14 protein-coding genes and 1 tRNA gene are annotated in these 18,745 nt (G+C 41.2%); 2 read left to right on the top strand and 13 right to left on the bottom strand.

The window, feature by feature from the left end; translation table 11 throughout:
* Window positions 1-85 precede the first annotated feature (85 nt).
* The 11 genes from G592_RS0100085 to G592_RS0100140 all read right to left on the bottom strand — a co-directional run bounded on the left by G592_RS0100085 (window position 86) and on the right by G592_RS0100140 (window position 13,749).
* A complete protein-coding gene (locus G592_RS0100085) occupies window positions 86-1,165 on the bottom strand; it encodes a nickel-dependent hydrogenase large subunit (protein ID WP_028246016.1) in 1,080 nt (359 codons plus the stop codon).
* Between the two features lies 1 nt (window position 1,166).
* Window positions 1,167-1,529: an NADH-quinone oxidoreductase subunit C gene (locus G592_RS0100090; RefSeq protein WP_036951296.1), complete on the bottom strand. Its 363-nt coding sequence runs from the start codon at window positions 1,527-1,529 to the stop codon at window positions 1,167-1,169.
* 13 nt (window positions 1,530-1,542) lie between these two features.
* Entirely contained in the window at window positions 1,543-1,983 is a 441-nt protein-coding gene (locus tag G592_RS0100095) for an NADH-quinone oxidoreductase subunit B family protein (protein ID WP_028246018.1), read from the bottom strand.
* On the bottom strand, window positions 1,980-2,867 hold the full coding sequence (locus G592_RS0100100; RefSeq protein ID WP_028246019.1) for a complex I subunit 1 family protein: 888 nt from the start codon (window positions 2,865-2,867) through the stop codon (window positions 1,980-1,982). Before G592_RS0100100 ends, G592_RS0100095 begins: the two co-directional genes overlap by 4 nt.
* On the bottom strand, window positions 2,867-4,804 hold the full coding sequence (locus G592_RS0100105; protein ID WP_028246020.1) for an NADH-quinone oxidoreductase subunit L: 1,938 nt from the start codon (window positions 4,802-4,804) through the stop codon (window positions 2,867-2,869). The genes G592_RS0100100 and G592_RS0100105 overlap by 1 nt, the downstream gene beginning before the upstream one ends.
* A 244-nt stretch (window positions 4,805-5,048) precedes the next feature.
* Complete coding sequence (locus G592_RS0100110; RefSeq protein WP_028246021.1) at window positions 5,049-6,527, bottom strand: 4Fe-4S dicluster domain-containing protein; 1,479 nt, start codon at window positions 6,525-6,527, stop codon at window positions 5,049-5,051.
* A 39-nt stretch (window positions 6,528-6,566) separates the two neighbouring features.
* Complete coding sequence (gene hydF / locus G592_RS0100115; RefSeq protein WP_028246022.1) at window positions 6,567-7,751, bottom strand: [FeFe] hydrogenase H-cluster maturation GTPase HydF; 1,185 nt, start codon at window positions 7,749-7,751, stop codon at window positions 6,567-6,569.
* A 57-nt stretch (window positions 7,752-7,808) separates the two neighbouring features.
* A complete protein-coding gene (gene hydG / locus G592_RS0100120) occupies window positions 7,809-9,251 on the bottom strand; it encodes a [FeFe] hydrogenase H-cluster radical SAM maturase HydG (RefSeq protein ID WP_028246023.1) in 1,443 nt (480 codons plus the stop codon).
* A 4-nt stretch (window positions 9,252-9,255) separates the two neighbouring features.
* Window positions 9,256-10,320: a [FeFe] hydrogenase H-cluster radical SAM maturase HydE gene (gene hydE / locus G592_RS0100125; RefSeq protein WP_028246024.1), complete on the bottom strand. Its 1,065-nt coding sequence runs from the start codon at window positions 10,318-10,320 to the stop codon at window positions 9,256-9,258.
* A 552-nt stretch (window positions 10,321-10,872) separates the two neighbouring features.
* Window positions 10,873-12,855, bottom strand: coding sequence for a hypothetical protein (locus tag G592_RS0100135; RefSeq protein WP_028246025.1), 1,983 nt, complete (start codon window positions 12,853-12,855; stop codon window positions 10,873-10,875).
* 180 nt (window positions 12,856-13,035) lie between these two features.
* Window positions 13,036-13,749 carry a LytR/AlgR family response regulator transcription factor gene (locus G592_RS0100140; protein WP_028246026.1) on the bottom strand — a complete coding sequence of 238 codons (714 nt, stop codon included), beginning with the start codon at window positions 13,747-13,749 and terminating at the stop codon, window positions 13,036-13,038.
* Window positions 13,750-13,911: 162 nt separating this feature from the next.
* Here G592_RS0100140 and G592_RS16755 point away from each other — a divergent pair, with 162 nt between their 5' ends.
* Both G592_RS16755 and G592_RS0100150 read left to right on the top strand, forming a co-directional pair.
* On the top strand, window positions 13,912-16,545 hold the full coding sequence (locus G592_RS16755; RefSeq protein ID WP_051194674.1) for an ATP-binding protein: 2,634 nt from the start codon (window positions 13,912-13,914) through the stop codon (window positions 16,543-16,545).
* Window positions 16,546-16,576: 31 nt separating this feature from the next.
* Window positions 16,577-16,660 (top strand) — tRNA-Leu (locus G592_RS0100150).
* A 53-nt stretch (window positions 16,661-16,713) separates the two neighbouring features.
* On the opposite strand, the gene G592_RS0100155 is transcribed toward G592_RS0100150, so the two are convergent.
* Both G592_RS0100155 and G592_RS15150 read right to left on the bottom strand, forming a co-directional pair.
* Window positions 16,714-17,979, bottom strand: coding sequence for a diaminopimelate decarboxylase (locus tag G592_RS0100155; protein WP_028246027.1), 1,266 nt, complete (start codon window positions 17,977-17,979; stop codon window positions 16,714-16,716).
* Window positions 17,976-18,662: a lytic transglycosylase domain-containing protein gene (locus G592_RS15150; protein WP_051194675.1), complete on the bottom strand. Its 687-nt coding sequence runs from the start codon at window positions 18,660-18,662 to the stop codon at window positions 17,976-17,978. Before G592_RS15150 ends, G592_RS0100155 begins: the two co-directional genes overlap by 4 nt.
* Window positions 18,663-18,745: the final 83 nt, after the last annotated feature.

The raw sequence follows: 18,745 nt of genomic DNA on the forward strand, positions 1-18,745 counted from the left end.
CAGTAACAAGCCTTAGTATTTCTCCGCTCATCTAACACGATTCGCTTAAGAAATCTAAGAGCTTGTTACCTACTAGCTCATTAAATTACCTCTCAGTACAACTGATACAAGGGTCGATAGTTAATATCAAAAGTGGTACGTCGCCGTACTGGCATCCCTGAAGAGTCTGTGTCAATGCTGGGATGTTGGCGAAGGTAGGAGTGCGAACTCTGAATCGGTCAAGGAACTTGGTTCCGTTGGCACGAACATGATAGAATGCCTCTCCTCTAGGCTGCTCCACGCGGATGAAAGCTTCTCCGTTTGGCATGCCTGTAACCTTTGTATTTATTTCTGTGTCAGGAATCTTTTCCACACACTGTCTGATGATATCGATTGACTGGAAGATTTCTCCAATACGCACCTCGCAGCGGGCATATGAATCGCACTTGTTGCTAGTGATTACCTCGAAATCAATATCATTGTAAGCTGCATATCCATTCTTTCTCATATCAACATTGATACCAGATGCACGCATCATTGGTCCAACGGCACCACGACGAATTGCATCCTCACCAGTGATAATTCCAATATCTACAAGACGGCTCTTTACTGTATAGTCATCCATGAAAATACTTGTTGTCTCACGGATTTCCTTTTCCATCTCATTAAGCTGACGAACAAAATCCTTAAGCATATCAGCCGGCATGTCCTTGAGAACGCCACCGATAGTATTTACAGAAAAGATAACGCGTCCACCTGTTGATTCCTCAAACATATCAAGAATTTTCTCGCGAAGTCTCCATGAGTGCATGAAAAGTGACTCGAATCCAAAGCCATCAGCAAGAAGTCCAAGCCATAATAAGTGGCTGTGGAGACGGCTCATTTCACACCAGATTGTACGTAGGTAATCGGCACGGCGTGGAACCTCTACTCCCATAATCTCTTCGAGAGCCATACAGTATCCCATACCATGCATGTATGAGCAAATACCGCAAATACGCTCTGCAACATATACCATCTCGTTGAAATCTTTCTTGCTTGTGAGGCTCTCAAGTCCTCTGTGGATAAATCCGATAGAAGGAATTGCTGCCAAAACCTTCTCATCTTCAAGAACCAGATCAAGATGAATCGGCTCAGGAAGTACCGGATGCTGAGGGCCGTAAGGTACTATACTTCTGTTTCCCATCTTACTCACCCTCCTTCTCTAAAAATGGTGTCTCTACGTCTATACGATATAATTTGTCGTGCATGTCCACCTTGATGTTGTCTACATTAAGTCCCCAGAGCTCGTGCATTTCATTCTCATAATAGATAGCTGATTTATATACACGGGAAATGGATGGAACCTCTTCCTCACGCTCCACAACTAATCTGTAATTTGCAAATTCATAGCCATTGGCAAATGAATATGTTATCTCGTAATGTTTTTCTGCCTTTGGATAAGAGCAGCAAATCTGGCAAAGTCTCCAGAGAGCATTCTTCTTCTCCATGATTACCTGAAGGAGCTCTGCCTTATCTATTAAATATAAGTCTTTCTTTAACTCTTGCATAATTTCCTCCTACTTAAGCCTTCTGCGATGCTGCAAGAGCCTCTGCCTTTTCCTTGAAAAGTCCTATGCCCTTTACTACACCATCAATAATTGACTCTGGGCGAGCCGCGCAGCCAGGCACGTAAATATCCACAGGAATAACTGTGTCTGCACCGCCCTTAATGTTGTAGCATTCCTTGAAAATGCCACCTGTGCAGGCGCAGGTACCTACTGCTATAACAACCTTTGGCTGTGGCATCTGGTCATAAATCTGCTTAACTACAGCTTCATTCTGAGAGTTGATACCACCAGTAATGAGGAAAATATCTGCATGCATTGGGTTACCTGTGTTGATGACTCCAAAACGCTCTACATCATAAACAGGTGTGGTGCATGCCAAAACCTCTATATCACAGCCATTGCAGCTGCTGCCATCATAGTGGAGCAGCCATGGCGATTTATGTATTGTACTCATCTTAAGTTCCCCCTAATAATCTCAAGTAAGAATAAATTCATTCCTGCTGCAATAATTGTTACGCCCCAGGCAAGCTTTAACATCAGCTGCCATTTAACTCTTGCAGATGTGTTGTCGATGAGAATTTCAAGGAACCATACTGCTAATATTGCAACAATTGCCCATATTACTGACAATGGATTACTGTTCAGGAAGAACAATGCAACTATTCCATAAAGGATTGCATTTTCATACCACTCAGCCAGTGTTACCATTCCATATTCCTTACCTACCATCTCTGATGTAACACCCTTTACTACTTCCTGGTGTGCATGGTGAGATGTAGAAATATCAAATGGTGATTTTCTGAATTTGATTGTAAGGATAAATACAAATCCCACGAAAAATCCTGGCAACATGATTACTCTTGCAAAATCACTATTCATTACAATGTCTGATACATTAAATGTTGCTGTGGCAAGGTAAAAACCAACTGCCACCAAAAGCTCCATTGGCTCGCATGCCATAATCTGTACAAGCTCTCTGTGTGTACCCTGTGAGCTGAATGGAGAATGTGTTGTAGTAGATGCCAGAATCAAAAACATTGCTGATGTTGAAAGGGCAAATACTACAAGAAGTAAATCAAAGCCTCCGAAGAAAAGGATTCCTGACAGGATGATGAAGCAAAGATATGAACGTATCATAAAAAGCTGCATCTTGTTTGCTGTTAAAAATTCCTTTTCAAATAATTTCTTTAAATCATAAAATGGCTGAAGCACTGAAGGACCTCTACGTCCCTGCATACGTGCTGAAATTTTTCTGTCGCAGCCTTCAAGCAAACCGATAATAAAAGGTGCAAAGATAATATAACATCCAGCCAAAATCATACGTGTACTTACATCCATTAGAACGCACCTCCTATTACAATAATCTGATAAACAATTATTATGAAGGTAGAGATCATAATGGCTGGAGTAAAGAGTCTCTTCTCTCCCATAAGCTCTTCCATATAGAAGTTAGCCACATGCATTTCCTTAGCTTCACCTGTTGATGAAATAAAGTTCATATTGTCGCCGGCATTTGCACCACCCATGTATGTGATTACCTGCTTAGCCTTTGTATTTTTTGTCATCAGGTAATTTACATATGGAATTACAAATACACCTACCAGAAGAACAATCATGATGATGATATTCTGATATGAAATAACCTGCTTAACCACACCAAACATATCATTTGAAAGTGGCTTAAGCACATGCTCTGATAACCATGGGAATCCAAGTATAAGTGCAACAAGCAAAACTGCATGGAAGAACATTGATGTGTACTCGTTCCACTTTGTAAGGTCTCTTGATTTCTCACGCGTTGCTGCGCCAAGAATCTTTGACATCCACTTTGTCCAGTAAAACATTGTTGTAGCTGAACCAAAGCAAATGAAGAGAACCATAAGTGATGATACATATACTGAACGAGTATCAATAAATGCCTTCAGTGCTGCCCACTTTGAAATAAGCATTCCAAATGGAGCAAGGAACATTCCAGCAATACCAATCATGAGAATGAATGCAAGCTTAGGGAAGATTGACATCAGTCCCTGCATATCCTCTACATCACGGCTTCCGATTGTGTTTTCAATAGCACCTACGCACTGGAAAAGCATAGACTTTGAAACAGCATGGAAGATTACAAGGAATACTGCTGCCCAAATTGTTTCTTCGTAACCACAGCCTGTACATGCAACAATAAGTCCAAGGTTTGAAATAGTAGAATATGCCAAAACCTTCTTGCCATCTGAAACTGAGATTGCAAGACAAGAAGCTGCAAGGAATGTGAATCCACCGATAAGAGCTACCATGTTTCCTACATAGTTGTCTGCCATAGCTGTTGTTAATCTAATAAGAAGATATACTCCAGCCTTTACCATTGTGGCACTGTGAAGAAGTGCTGACGATGGTGTAGGTGCAACCATGGCACCAAGAAGCCATCCCGAAAATGGGAACTGTGCAGACTTAGTAAGCGCTGCAAAAGCAAGCATTGCTATTGGAAGCAAATACCTCATGTTATCTGGTGAAGCTTTAGCTAAATCGATGAAATCGAAAAGATTTACTGTGTTGAACCACAAATATCCAACTGAAATAGCCACTGCCATACCGCAGCCACCTAAAAGGTTCATCCACAGTGCCTTGAAGGAATTATTTATTGCCTCATCTGTGTGAGTGTATCCTATTAGAAGGAAAGATGTAACAGATGTAATCTCCCAGAAGAAATACAAGCTTAAGAGATTAGCAGAAAATACAAGTCCAAACATAGCACCGAAAAATACAAATATCATTGCCAAAAAGAAGCTTCGTCTGTCTGGTAGCTCCTTATGGTGATGAATGTGATATCCATGCATATAACCTACTGCATAGACACCAATCAGTGAACCAATCACACCAATGATTAAAATCATTATGAATGTGAGCCAGTCAAAACGCATTGTGTAGTTGTTTGGAAGCTTTGGACCAACCAACTCAAATGCTGATGGGATCACTGTAGATACTATAGTAAGTACAGATATTATTAATTTTTTATACTTATATGCGAGATATGTGATAAAACACATCAGGAATACGTCGCCTACCAAAAAGATGTGCCCAAACATCTCCTGATAAGGCAATCTGAAATTCAGTGTCTGACCCCCATCAAGATACCACCGAACCGCAGTGAAGACTGACAGAACCATAACTATTCCGCAGCCCAGATAGACGAAGAATGCTCTGCGTTTTGAATTATGAATCACCGCAGGCAAAATCGCCCAGAGAAATGGAAAGCAAATCAATGCTGTCACTAATGTTTCCATTATTTCCCCCTCCTTATTAAGTTAAATACATTATTAAATACTGAATGTTTTTCCTATCCCCAATAGCATTCAGCTATACTAGTATAGCATATATTCCACAAAATAGTTGCTAATTATTGCTATTTTTTGGCAATTTTGAATAAAGCGGGAAAGCAGCGCCCATTAAAGATTGCCTCCGGCAATGGGGGCGCGCTGTGGCAAACAAAAAAGACCCACCTCATTGAGGTAGGCCTTTTTAATTTGCTTATTCCATATGACCATCACGGTACATAGAGAACTTATCCATTGGGTAGTTCTCAAGGTTTGCAAGAATCTTACGTCCATCAGCCTTTCCGATAAGGCTTGTTCTAGCCTTAAGGATTTCTCTCTCAGCTCTATGCTTAGATGGGCCACCAACGCAACCGCCCTCGCAAATCATACCTTCTACGAAGTCTGCATCAAGCTTTCCGCTCTTAAGGAGCATAAGTGCCTTCTTACACTCAGCACCACCAGCACACTGCATAAGCTTAATATCATCTGTATTCTGTCCACGCTCCTGCATGCACTCGATAACAGCCTTAGCAACACCGCCTGAAGAAGCGAAGTGCTTACCAAATGTAGATGACTCCTGGTAATCCTCAGCAACTGGTTCGAACTCAACGCCCTTAGAACGCATCATTGCACGAAGCTCACCAAATGTGATAACGTAATCTGCATTTCCTGGTACTGTCTCGTCAGCAGCCTCAGACTTCTTAGCGATACATGGTCCAACGAATACTGTTACAACGTCATCACCCTCTGTAGCCTTAAGGAAACGAGAGATAGCGCACATTGGAGATACAGTTGAAGACATGTTGTTCTCGAACTGCTCTGGGAAGTGCTTTCTAAGCATGTTGATGAAAGCTGGGCAGCAAGATGTTGTCATCTGACGTCCCTCTTCCTTAGCTTCGAACCACTCAGCAGACTCGTAAGCTGCTGTCATATCTCCACCGAGACCAACCTCGATCATATCTGTGAAACCAAGCTTCTTGCAAGCTGCCTTAACTGCTGCCATTGAGATGTCCTCACCGAACTGTCCCTCTGTAGCAGGTGCGCACATAGCGTAAACCTTCTTACCCTCAAGGATAGCCTTGATGATATGTACAAGATATGTCTTAGAACCGATAGCACCGAATGGACAGCTGTGGATACAGTGACCGCATGAGATACACTTCTCATCGTCAATTACACAGTGACCGTACTCATCGTAAGAAATAGCGCCAACTGGGCAAGCCTTCTTACATGGTCTCTCAAGGTGAACGATAGCCTGGTAAGGACACTCCTTAGCACACATACCGCACTCCTTACACTTTGTAGGATCGATGTGCATTCTTCTCTCACCTGGAGTGATAGCACCGAACTTACAAGAGTTAAGACATGCCTTTCCAAGACAGAAACGGCAGTTATCTGTTACTGAATATGAAGCGATTGAACAGTCATCACATGCTGGCTGGATAACCTGTACAACGTTCTTTGAATCCGGGTTAGTAGGAAGGTTCTCTGCGCAAGAAAGAATAATTCTCTGTCTTACGATTTCTCTCTCCTTGTAAACACAACAACGATATGTTGGTCTTGGACCAGGGATGATTTCGTAGCAAACAGCCTCTTTGTGCTCTGCATCAAGCTCACCATTCCAAGCAAGCTTACAAACCTGCTCCATAATGTCATGCTTCAAACGTACAATACTTTGATCTGAAGTTACCATATTTGTCTCCTTTTACTTTTTTTATTTGCCAGTTTGTTGTTAATTAATAACTCTTAGACTTCTGTCTAAAATGCCATTGAATTCCGCTATGGCCATTCCGTAGTTAACTACTGGAACCCCCTGGGATTTGCAATGTTTAACGCGATTCTGCATTTCAGCCCCATTTATCATGCAACCACCGCAATGAATCACAAGTTTATATTTTGATAAATCTTCAGGAAAATCATTTCCAGAAGAAAATTCAAAATCAATTTCTTTGCCAGTGTATTTTTTAACCCATCCTGGCATCTTTACGGTGCCGATGTCGTTACACTGTCTGTGATGAGTGCAGGCCTCTGAAATAAGAACCTTATCCCCATCCTCTAATTTCTTAAGAGCTGCAACACCCTCAAGCTGAGTATTCAGGCTGCCCTTGTAGCGAGCCATAAGAATACTGAATGATGTAAGTGCTGTATCCTCAGGAACAATCTTTGAAACTTCTTCAAATGCCTGTGAATCAGTAATTACCAATGATATATTTTTATCTTCTTCAAGTGCCTCTGCCAGCTCTTCTACCTGGCAGCAAAGAATCTTGCAATTGTTATCAAGAAGGTCTCTGAGAACCATCTGCTGTGGAAGAATTACTCTTCCCTTTGGTGCCGACTCATCAATTGGGATAACCAAAACCACTGTGCTCTTTGGCTCAACCAAATCAGCAACAAGCGCTGGCTCCTTGATATCAGGAAGAAGCTTTATCAAGGCTTCCTTTACCTTTGACATATCATCGGATGTGGCATCCACATATATAAGGCTTTCTTCCTCTAGACCTGGATAGCCATGGGCCTCGGCCTCATCTGTGTGATTCTCAATTATTATGTAAGGAACTTTGCGCTCCTTAACATTTTTAAGGAAATCAGCTTCCTCTTCAGAAAGCTCTTTCTCTCTGGCATCAAGTACCATCACCACAATATCAATCTCATCCAGGATTCGATATGTACGATTCTTTCTAAGCTCGCCAAGCTCTCCCTCATCATCGAAACCTGCTGTATCGATGATAACCACCGGACCGATTGGCAAAATCTCCATTGCCTTTTTTACAGGGTCAGTAGTGGTGCCTTTGTGAGCTGAAACCAGAGAAATCTCCTGATTTGTAAGTTTATTTACGATGCTGGATTTTCCAGCATTTCTGATTCCAAAAAAGCCGATGTGGACACGCTGGCCACTGGCTGTATTGTTAAGGGACATACTCGCCTCCTATAAGAATACAATAAAATTTTGTTTATTTTATTAAAAAACTAAGAACTAGAAGCGGAAATCTCTTCTGTTAGAGTTCTTGATAGCCTCTATATTTTCCTCGGCAGTCTTTCTAACATTTTCCTTTGGAATCTTCTTTAATTCTTCCTCAATCATCTTGTAGCCAACCTTCTTTGTCTCCTCAGAAGCATAATCTACAAGGTACTCTGTAAGAGTCATGAGAGCATTTGGATGACAGCAGTTAATAATCTGACCTGTCTTGCAAAGTGACATGAATCTGTCACCTGTACGTCCTGCGCGGTAGCAAGCTGTACAGAATGAAGGGATGTGACCTGTCTCCATAAGCCACTTAACTACCTCATCGAGAGTACGCTGATCAGAAACATCAAACTGCTCTGTATCGTGTGGTCTCTCCTCTTCTGTGTAGCCACCTACTGATGTACGGCTGGCACCAGAAACCTGTGAAATACCAACCTGAAGCATCTTACGTCTAACTTCCTCAGACTCACGAGTAGAGATAATCATACCTGTGTAAGGAACTGCAATTCTGATGCAGGCTGCAATCTTTGTGAACATCTCGTCTGGAATAGAGTTGTCGAATACATCTGGGTCGATGTCATCAGCGTGCTTTACACGTGGAACTGAAATAGTGTGTGGGCCAACGCCGTGAACTGCCTCAAGATGCTCTGCATGCATGAGAAGTCCTGTGAACTCATACTTGTAGCTCTCAAGTCCGAAAAGAACACCAAGACCTACATCATCGATTCCACCTTCCATGGCACGGTCCATAGCCTCTGTATGGTATGCATAATCGTGCTTTGGTCCTGTTGGGTGAAGCTCCTCATAGCTCTTTTTATTGTATGTCTCCTGGAAGAGGATGTATGTACCGATTCCTGCTTCCTTGAGCTTGCGATAATTCTCAACTGTTGTAGCTGCGATATTAACATTTACACGTCTGATATCGCCGTTCTTATGGTGAATGCTGTAAATTGTATCGATACACTCGAGGATGTATTCGATTGGGTTGTTAACTGGATCCTCACCTGCTTCGATGGCAAGTCTCTTGTGACCCATATCCTGAAGTGCGATAACCTCAGCCTTAACCTCTTCCTGTGTAAGCTTCTTACGTGCGATGTGCTTATTCTTAATGTGATATGGACAGTAAACACAACCGTTTACACAGTAATTTGAAAGATAAAGTGGAGCAAAGAGAACGATACGGTTACCGTAGAAAGCATCCTTAATCTCCTGTGCTACGCTGTACATCTTCTCGATATATTTTGAATCATCGCAGGCAAGAAGAACTGCTGCCTCACGATGTGAAAGACCGCTGCATACACAGCCTTCTGCTGTCTTTACTGGTCTTGCTTTTTCAAGGAGCTGATCAATAAGCTCAAAATTGTTTTTGTTTGCTTCGGCATATTCTATTGTGTCGAGGATTTCCTGATGGTCAATGAACTCATCAGCTTTCATAGATTTTACGTTGTACATTTCTTTACCTCTTTTCTATAAAACCCGCCCTGTTACCAGCGTCTGTAACGACCTCATAACCGATGGACGAGACACGCCCTTTAAGGCATGCAATGCACTCAGCGGCTTCTTCGCCAGTGCAGATTTTGTTGTCATATAATGTGTACATCTTTCGCACTGATGTAGGAGAAAGGTTAGGCATGAGAACATTGGCTCCTGCCAGGATGCCTTTCTCTCTTCCCTTTGGATCAATTGTACCAAGAGCTGTTGTAGCTGGAATAAGCATCTGTGGATAAATGATTCTAAGCAATGACAACAAGAAAAGAGTCATCTCCATAGTGCCGCTTTCTTCCTTTGCAAAAGGTGTATCCTTATGGCTAATAAATGGCCCGATGCCACACATGTCTGGCTTGAATTCTTCGATGAACTTCAAATCCTTTGCCAAATCAGCGGCAGTCTGCCCAGGGGACTGAACCATAAATCCAGCGCCTACCTGATAACCGATATCTTTTAATTCACGAAGGCAGTTCATTCTGTGCTCAAAGCTCATCTCCTCAGGATGAAGCTTGTCATAAAGCTCTGAACTGGCAGTCTCATGTCTAAGCAGGAATCTTCTGGCCCCTGCCTCATAGTATGCCTCGTAGCTAGAGCGCTCTCTTTCACCAATGGAAAGAGTAATAACCATATCTGGATGAGACTGCTTGATTCCTTTGATAATCTCACAAATATCCTCATCACTATATGTATAATCTTCTCCGCCCTGAAGAACTACTGTCCTAAATCCAAGCTGGTAGCCTTCATTAGCACAGGCAATGATATCATCCTTTCTGAGACGATATCTTTCGCACTCCCTGTTACCTCTTCTGATGCCACAATAATAGCAGTCATTCTTACAATAATTTGTAAATTCTACCAGACCTCTTACGAATACCTTTTTTCCATAAAACTGTTCCTGATACTTCACAGCATACTCTGCTGCACGTTTCATTAAATCAGGATTAATATTCTCTATAAGAAGCTGATATTCCTCCAGCTCAAGGGAATGTTCTCTATTTAATTTGTCTAGTGTTTCTATTAACTTTGAATCCATACCTTATTGATAAAAAATTATCGTTTAATTTTTCACAAAGTATACTATATCACAATTATTTGTAGGAATTCTGTTTTCTTTTAGGAACAATATTAATGTTTTGCCCACAAAAAAAGGAACCCTCTCGGATTCCTCTTTCTCGTGTCGTCGTGGATGATTAGCTCTTTTTCATTTCCAGCCTTTTGAGCATACGTCTAGTCCTGTGATTCTCAACCATAGTCCTAAACATTTTCATCTTAAGGATAAACACTTTCATAACCACAATACCTCTCACCATTCTCTTTCATTCTCAGCGACCAATGTAATCTCGATTTGAGTAGCTGTGGCCTCCCCTGCCACGAGCCGCTCTGGCTGTGAATATTTCTCAACACCTCGACACCATTTTTATCCCTATAACTGCCGTTCTCAATAATTCATCAATTATCTCAATTGCGTCTATTCTGTGTCATATCTGTGATGGTTATGTGAACGTCATCTAACAATATGTACTTTACCATTCTAAAGAGCTTTGAACAATAGATTGGCAAAATCGTCGATTTTTTGGCAACAACACTATTGATTAAGCTTATCTATTACCTTTGTTGCAGCTCTACGCTTCACTTCAATCAAACCAACAAGTCCTCCTGCAAGTGAAACTCCACCGAGAGCGATAAACCACTTTGCATGCTGAATCATACCCGCAAGTGTGATTGCAAGTGGAATATTCTCTTCGTCGATTGTGACGATTTCATCTGGAACAGGCAAAATATCCTGTGGCTGAACAACCTTATCTTTAGAAGCAGATTTTTCAGCACCTGCCATTTCAGATTTACCTGTATTACCAGCTACTTCTGCTTCATTTATAACTGAAACTTCAGCACCACTACCTGCAGTGGTAGGAGTCACTTCATCCTGAATCTCCTCCAGCTCCACCAATTCCTGATCGATTCTTGCTTCCAGTCTGGCAATATTAGAGGCAAGAGTGCCTGATGACTGGGCACTGCCTGAGGAACTATTCTGTGAAACAGGAGTTGCCTTGACGAATTTTTCATTAAACAACATCTTTGCATCAGAAAGTGTAGCCTTGGCACTTTCAAGGTTTTCTTTTGCATCAGTATACTCAAGCTGTGCGCTTTCAAGTAAACCTTCCAAACGTGCCATCTCTGCGGCTGAATTTAAATCTGTAGCCTTATTCAGCTCTTCTATCTGCAATTTTATAGAAGTCACTTTATCCCTTGCATCCTGAAAATCTGCCTTTGCAATTTCCACTGATGCCAATAAACTGTTGTATGCGTCAATTTTTGCTCTAACGCCTGAAATGTAGGTAGTATAATCAGTAACAAACTGCATCCACATTTCATCTCCAACGTTAATATATCTTTCTTCGAAGCTATTGTTGGCTTTCTTGGCACTACCCATCAAAAGAGGTTTCTTTGATTCCTTTTTTGGGGAAACAGGCACCTGGATTTCCATGTATTTTTTGCTATAAATCTGCACCTGCCAGGTCTCTTTGTCTATTATGCATCCATAAATAGCATATACTTCACGGACAACTTTTTTATCCTCGTTGGCAATGCTGTAAATAACACTGACGCGACTACCGTCATCCTCCATAGGTTCGATTCTTAAGTTTTCGATTGTCTGACCGACTAAAAGCCCCTCAACCTTTGGCAGATAATAATACTGGAGTATTGCAGCAACATATGTATTTGCATATGTCATTCGATCTTCATCTGAAGCATTAACTGCTGCATTCTCAGCAGCTACCAATGCATCTGCTCCAGCATCGGCAATTTCCTTCTGTGCAGATTCAAGTTGCTTTTGGAGGTCATCCAAATGTGCCTGAGCAGACTCCAATGCTGACTCTGCACCAGCTAAATTACCAGTGGCCTCTTCTTTATTGAGGTTGTATGCAACAAGTGCTGTTTCGTAGTCATCCTTGGCAATATTATATGCCAACAATGCATCATTATATTTATTCTCAGCTTCGTCAAAAGCTGTCTGTGCCTCTTCTACAGTCTTATCTGTGTCCGCAATAATAGTGGCAGCATCAGCTTCGGAAACGTTTTCATCTTTAATAATAGAAACTGCATCCTGAGCCTGTTCATTTGCTGCAGATGTAGCTTCTCCAACATTCTTAATGGCGCTATCTGCCTGTGAAACCGCATCCTGCACCTGAGTCTGGGCTTCGCCGATAGCCTCCCCTGCTTTTACAATATTATCTAAAGACGCACTAACAGAACCTACCGCGTCCTTTGCAGTAGCTTCGTTTTCTAATACCGCTGAAACCTCCTGGTCAAACTGCCCCTCTGCCGCTGGTGCAGAAGCAGCCTCACTAAGCTGGCTTGTAGTGTTCGTATTGAGTTGTTCCGATAAATTTGAAACCTCTTCAGCTATAGCCTTCTCTCCAGAATCGCTAAATAACTGCTGTTCTGTGGTGGTATCTGCATCGTTTACTGCTTCAGCTGCCTGGGCATACATTGTCATGCCAGTCGGGGCAACTAAAGAAAGAGCAGACAAGCCAATGGTTATAGCTTGCACCGAACGATTTTTCATAAACTTTTCTAGTCCTTCTTATTTTTTCTTTATACTCTCCCGAGAAAAACGTTATAGGATATAATTCCCGTTAATACCACCTTACCAAATAAATAAAGAGACGCAAGTGCTTTGGCAAAATCGCATTGATTTTGGCAAAAACCTACGTCTCTAATTGGTTATTTGTTATTAAATTTACTTTTAATTGCTACTGAACTGGTAATCTCTAATTTTTTGAGTGATGTCTGCAATCTTCTTTGCTGACATTGGGAAAATGGATCTGTCATCTAAATAAACATCTCCACCTTCAATTCTGTCAATGTAATCCATATTGATTATAATACCTCGGTTAATCATAATGAATCTTCTGTCAGAACCAGTCATGCTAAGAAATTCTCCCGATGTCAGACGCACTCTTGATGAGCCTCCGTCATCCTTATGAATCTCCAGATAATGTCCATCTGTAGTCACGGAAACAATATTCTTAAGATAAATTCTCTCGTCTACAGAACCAACTGTGATTTTAATAAAGATTGCATCTATTGGTGTATGATCAACAATTTCTGCAATTACGTTATCTATTCTTTCCAAAGTGAAAGGCTTTGTCACATAATCAAAAGCATGAAGAGAAAATGCATCAGGATAATGTCCCTCTGAAGCAGTCATGAAAATAAGGAATGTTTTTTCAGTGAGCTCTCTCAGCTTCTTTGCTGTTTCTATGCCATCCATGTCCGGCATAAAAATATCCATAAAAACAATGTCAAAACGACGTTCTGTCAATGCCTCAACAAAGGACTGACCTGTCTCGAATTCTTCTACCTCCAGGTTTAATGCCCTTTTGCTGGCCACCTTCTCCACCATCATTTTGAGCTGCATTCTGAAAATGCTTTCATCATCAATAACTGCTACTCTCATCTTCCCTCCCCAAGTGATTGTGCTAAAAATACACGCAACACATTACTTTAATTCATAATACCACATATTTGTGTAGTTGATAATGAAAATTGTTTGTATTTTATATATAATAGTCTTGAATATTCATATTTTATTTCTTCTATATATTAAAAGGAAAAAACCATGACATTTATTCAAGAAAATATGCTCTATGTCAATATTATTATTCTGATCGTTGGCACCACCTCTGTTCATCTGGGTGTCAGCTTCTTACGAAGAGAGCGCCATACCAAGGGCTTTTTTAAATACTCAGTTTTCCTGCTTGCCCTGGGAAGTGGTCTTTGTTCCTTAGGCTATTCTCTCATGTCCTTAAGTCCAAACCTGACTCTCGCCTATGTTTTCAGAGTTATAGGTTTACTTGGTATAGACATTTATATAATTGCCGAAATCATCCTTATCACCAGCTGTCTGAACATCAGTAAAACCGCTGAGATTTTCATTATATGGGTGACATCTCTGGCTGCCCTTTTGGATCTGGTTATTTATGGAAATCCTGGTTCAAACAAATTTTACAGACTGGACAACTATACTATCTACGTTAGAGATGACCCTTACAGACATCTTTTCCATTATTCATATCAGCTTTTGATAGCAATCTGCCTTTTAACAGTAGGTTTTGTCTGGGCATTCAACGTAAAGTACAGACGTGATAAACAGCTGGTATTATTCGCATTTTTATCAAACTTTATTTTTGCGTCATCTTCTATTCCAGATTTATTCCTTACCATGCACGAAGTGCCTTTCCTTCATGCTTTCTATTGTATTGGTGTTTCCATAGCTTTTGCGGTGTTCTTTATATCCGCCAATGACTACATGGTTTTCTATATCACCATCAATAGTATCAGTAAGGATATCTTTTCAACCTTAGGAACAGGACTTTTGGTATTTGATACCAACTATCATCTGAATCTTTCAAATGATTATGCTAACAAACTACTGGGTCTGGACAAGGAACCTCAGCGTATTCGTCTTCGAGAAATTTTTGATTTGAGAAGTGGCGAACCTATGAGAATGTTTGATAAAGCTCAGGATGGTATTGCCATCGATTATCGTCTCACCGCCAACGTAACCGGCAAAGTTACACTGGTAAATTTCTCCTGCAAGATGGATAGAAACAACCAGCCTATGTGTTACATTTTGGTAGCGACTGATCTGACTGAAGAAAACAGACTTATCCAGGAAGCTCAGTCTGCAAACGCTGCAAAGAGTACATTCCTGAGCAACATTTCCCATGAGATTCGTACTCCTATCAATGTAATCACTGGTATGAACGAACTTATCCTGAGAGAATGCCACGAAGCTAATATTTTGAAATATGCTGATAATATAAATGTTGCCTCGCGAAATCTTACATCTCTGGTTAACGACGTATTAGATTTCTCAAAGATTGAGTCCGGAAAGATTGAGATTGTTTCTACTGATTTCGACATTGGTATGGCGTTAAGTGACAGTTACAATATGTTCCTCAGTATGGCCCAAACCAAGAGGCAGAATTTCTCTTTGGAATGTGATCCTGATACGCCTAACATTTTACATGGTGATGAAGTACGTCTGAAGCAGATTCTTTCAAACCTCATCTCCAACGCAGTAAAATATACACCAGATGGTGGAACTATCGATGTAATAGTAAATTATGAAGAATTTGATGAACAGCAAATACTTCTTTCTATAAAAGTTAGAGATAATGGTATCGGTATCAAATCGGAAGATCTCCCAAATCTGTTCGAGAACTTCCAGCGATTCGAGCTTAGTAAAAACAGGACTGTTCAGGGTACCGGACTTGGTTTGGCCATCACCAAAAACCTTGTTTCACTTTTACATGGAACAATTTCAGTTGAAAGTGTGTACGGCCGAGGATCAACATTTACAGTCAAATTGCCATTTATTGTCTCTGACCACTCGCCTCTGGGCAAGACCAAAGAACAGTTTGCTGCCGGTTCAAGCGCAAAATACAAGGTAAGCTTCAAAGCAAAAGACGCTCGAATACTTGCAGTTGACGATGTTCAGATGAACCAGGATGTATTTGTTGGACTTCTTAAGGAGACAGGAATACAGATAGACTGTGCACAGAATGGTTATCAGGCTTTGGATCTTCTTCACAAAAAGCATTACGATATCGTATTCCTTGACCATATGATGCCGGAAATGGATGGTATTCAGGTTCTTAGATTGTTACGTGCTGACAGAGATTGTATCAACCAGTACATTCCAGCTATCATGCTTACAGCAAACGCACTTATGGGCGCTGACAGAAAGTATTTGGAAGACGGATTTGATGATTACCTTTCAAAGCCAATCAATCCTTCTGCCCTTGAAAACATGGTACTTAAACATCTTCCAGACAGGCTGATAACAAGTATTACCGAAGACAATAACGTGGAACCTTCTCCTGATATCACTTCTGATACAGGTGATTTTACCTCGAAGCTTGATTTCCTCGATACTAAATCAGGACTGGAATTTGCTGCCGGAGATTTAGATTTTTATCATCAGATTTTGACTACCTACATGAATGACGACAAACGTGAGCAGCTCGATAAACACTACCAGGATAAGGACTGGGCAAACTACAGAATTGTAGCTCACTCCATCAAAGGAACTTCGCTTACCATTGGAGCAACTGAAGTTTCTGAAGCTGCAAAAGGACTTGAGTTTGCTGTTAAAGAGGAGCGATATGAATATATCGAGGAGCATCATGAGGAAGTTATGAAGATGTATGGGGAATTGTTGGAGAAAATGAAAAAAGCGTTGCATTAAAATATCTAATTTAGTATACTAATTTGCGGACGCCGGCTTGTCGGAATTGGCAGACGAGGCAGACTCAAAATCTGTTGATGGCAACATCGTGCGGGTTCAAGTCCCGCAGCCGGCATAAGCAAAAAAGTGGTCTAGCAAAGCTAGGCCACTTTTTTTATTTGTCATATTTTAAAGTAAATTGTCAACCACTCCAAGGCCATCAAATGTAGCCAAATAATCCTTAATTGTCTCAGGTCGACGGATTAATTTGAAGCTTCCGTCCTCCTTCAAAAGTACCTCTGCACTCTTGAGTTTTCCGTTGTAATTGTAGCCCATAGAATAGCCGTGAGCTCCTGTGTCGTGAATGAAAAGGATGTCTCCCTTATCAATCTTTGGAAGCTGTCTGTCCACTGCGAACTTATCACAGTTTTCGCAAAGGGAACCTGTTACATCATATACGTGATCCTCAGGTGCATTTTCCTTTCCAAGAACAGTCACGTGATGATATGAACCATAAACTGCTGGACGCATCAAATCTACTGCACAAGCATCCACACCGATGTACTCCTTGTATATGTGCTTCTCATGGATAGCTGTAGTCACAAGTCCACCGTAAGGTCCCATCATAAAACGTCCCATCTCTGTAAGGATGGCCACATCACCAAGTCCTGCTGGAACAAGGATTTCATCAAATGCCTTGTGAACTCCCTCTCCGATTGCAAGAATATCGTTTGGTGTCTGGTCTGGTCTGTATGCAATTCCAACACCGCCTGAAAGGTTTACGAATGAAATAGAAATTCCAGTCTTTTCCTTAAGCTCAACAATGAGCTCAAATAAAGTCTTTGCAAGTGCTGGGTAGTATTCGTTAGTAACTGTGTTTGAAACAAGGAATGCGTGGATACCGAACTCCTCAACACCCTTGTCACGAAGAATCTGGTATGCCTCAAAAATCTGGTCCTTAGTCATACCATACTTGCTGTCACCAGGGTTATCCATGATACCGTTTGAAAGCTCGTAAACTCCACCTGGGTTATAACGGCAGCACATCTTCTTTGGAAAATGTCCCACTACTTTTTCATAAAAATCAATGTGTGTGAAATCATCAAGATTAACGATTACTCCCAAATCGTCAGCATACTTGAACTCGCTGGCTGGAGTGTCGTTAGAAGAAAACATAATTTCATCGCCCTTAAATCCGATTTCATCAGAAAGAGCGAGCTCAACATAAGAAGCGCAGTCTACACCGCAGCCTTCTTCCTGTAAGATTTTTAAAATAAATGGATTTGGATTTGCTTTTACAGCAAAATATTCTTTGAAGCCCTTGTTCCAGCTGAATGCCTGGTTTACTTTGCGGGCGTTTTCGCGTATTCCCTTCTCATCATAAATGTTAAATGGTGTAGGAATCTCCTTTGTAATCTCTTGAATCTTTTCTTTTGTGACAAATGGGGTTTTCATAAATAATTAATCTCCGCTAATGTTTGCTTAAGTACTGCATATTCCTCTGTGTCTGGTAGTTCGCGTAAAAGCTTTTTCAAATCTTCCTCCAGCTGATTTTTGGAAGCTGTACGTGAAATATAATTTGTATAAGGCACATCTGCTCCGCGCTTCATAATAGCCTTAATATTCTTCACGTAACTCTGTGTCTCTCCATAAGGTGGCACTCCACCATATTGCTTAACAACGCTGCTGCCTGCATTATAGGCTGCAAGAGCCTTTTCTACACTGCCACCAAATTCCTGCAATTTCTGAGCAATATACTTGGCACCTGCCATAATATTCTCATATGCATCAAATGGATGCTCCAGCCCTAATTCCCTGGCTGTTTCAGGCATAATCTGCATAATTCCCATAGCTCCGCTACGACTGACTGCATCTGGGTCAAATCCCGACTCCTGCTGAGCCATTGCTGTAAGTAAATCGTAGCTTACTCCATACTTTCTGCTGGCCTCGATAAAAATGTCTTTGTAGGAAGTTGCACTGGAAATACTGTCTGCCACCGTGGTGGTATTCAGTGCTTTTGCAAAAGCTTTGCTAATGTTTGAGGCACTGTTTCTGCCCTGAGATGAGCTTTGATTGATGGCCTGCATGAACTCTTCATAGACCACTTGTGCCCCTGTTGAGACTACCGAAATTTTCATACTCTTTTTCCCCTAAACCCCTGATTACAACAACAAAAATAGCGCTACAGTATTGACTTCACCACCTACTTTTGATATCCTTT

This window comes from Pseudobutyrivibrio ruminis CF1b (genome assembly GCF_000424005.1).
Lineage (GTDB): Bacteria > Bacillota > Clostridia > Lachnospirales > Lachnospiraceae > Pseudobutyrivibrio > Pseudobutyrivibrio ruminis_C.

Excerpts from the sequence above, each read along its gene's own strand:
- G592_RS0100110 (WP_028246021.1), bottom strand. The coding sequence starts at position 6,527 with ATGGTAACTTCAGATCAAAGTATTGTACGTTTGAAGCATGACATTATG.
- G592_RS0100105 (WP_028246020.1), bottom strand. The coding sequence starts at position 4,804 with ATGGAAACATTAGTGACAGCATTGATTTGCTTTCCATTTCTCTGGGCG.
- G592_RS16755 (WP_051194674.1), top strand. The coding sequence starts at position 13,912 with ATGACATTTATTCAAGAAAATATGCTCTATGTCAATATTATTATTCTG.
- G592_RS0100135 (WP_028246025.1), bottom strand. The coding sequence starts at position 12,855 with ATGAAAAATCGTTCGGTGCAAGCTATAACCATTGGCTTGTCTGCTCTT.
- G592_RS15150 (WP_051194675.1), bottom strand. The coding sequence starts at position 18,662 with ATGAAAATTTCGGTAGTCTCAACAGGGGCACAAGTGGTCTATGAAGAG.
- G592_RS0100140 (WP_028246026.1), bottom strand. The coding sequence starts at position 13,749 with ATGAGAGTAGCAGTTATTGATGATGAAAGCATTTTCAGAATGCAGCTC.
- hydG (WP_028246023.1), bottom strand. The coding sequence starts at position 9,251 with ATGTACAACGTAAAATCTATGAAAGCTGATGAGTTCATTGACCATCAG.
- hydE (WP_028246024.1), bottom strand. The coding sequence starts at position 10,320 with ATGGATTCAAAGTTAATAGAAACACTAGACAAATTAAATAGAGAACAT.
- G592_RS0100155 (WP_028246027.1), bottom strand. The coding sequence starts at position 17,979 with ATGAAAACCCCATTTGTCACAAAAGAAAAGATTCAAGAGATTACAAAG.
- G592_RS0100095 (WP_028246018.1), bottom strand. The coding sequence starts at position 1,983 with ATGAGTACAATACATAAATCGCCATGGCTGCTCCACTATGATGGCAGC.
- G592_RS0100090 (WP_036951296.1), bottom strand. The coding sequence starts at position 1,529 with ATGCAAGAGTTAAAGAAAGACTTATATTTAATAGATAAGGCAGAGCTC.
- G592_RS0100085 (WP_028246016.1), bottom strand. The coding sequence starts at position 1,165 with ATGGGAAACAGAAGTATAGTACCTTACGGCCCTCAGCATCCGGTACTT.
- G592_RS0100100 (WP_028246019.1), bottom strand. The coding sequence starts at position 2,867 with ATGGATGTAAGTACACGTATGATTTTGGCTGGATGTTATATTATCTTT.
- hydF (WP_028246022.1), bottom strand. The coding sequence starts at position 7,751 with ATGTCCCTTAACAATACAGCCAGTGGCCAGCGTGTCCACATCGGCTTT.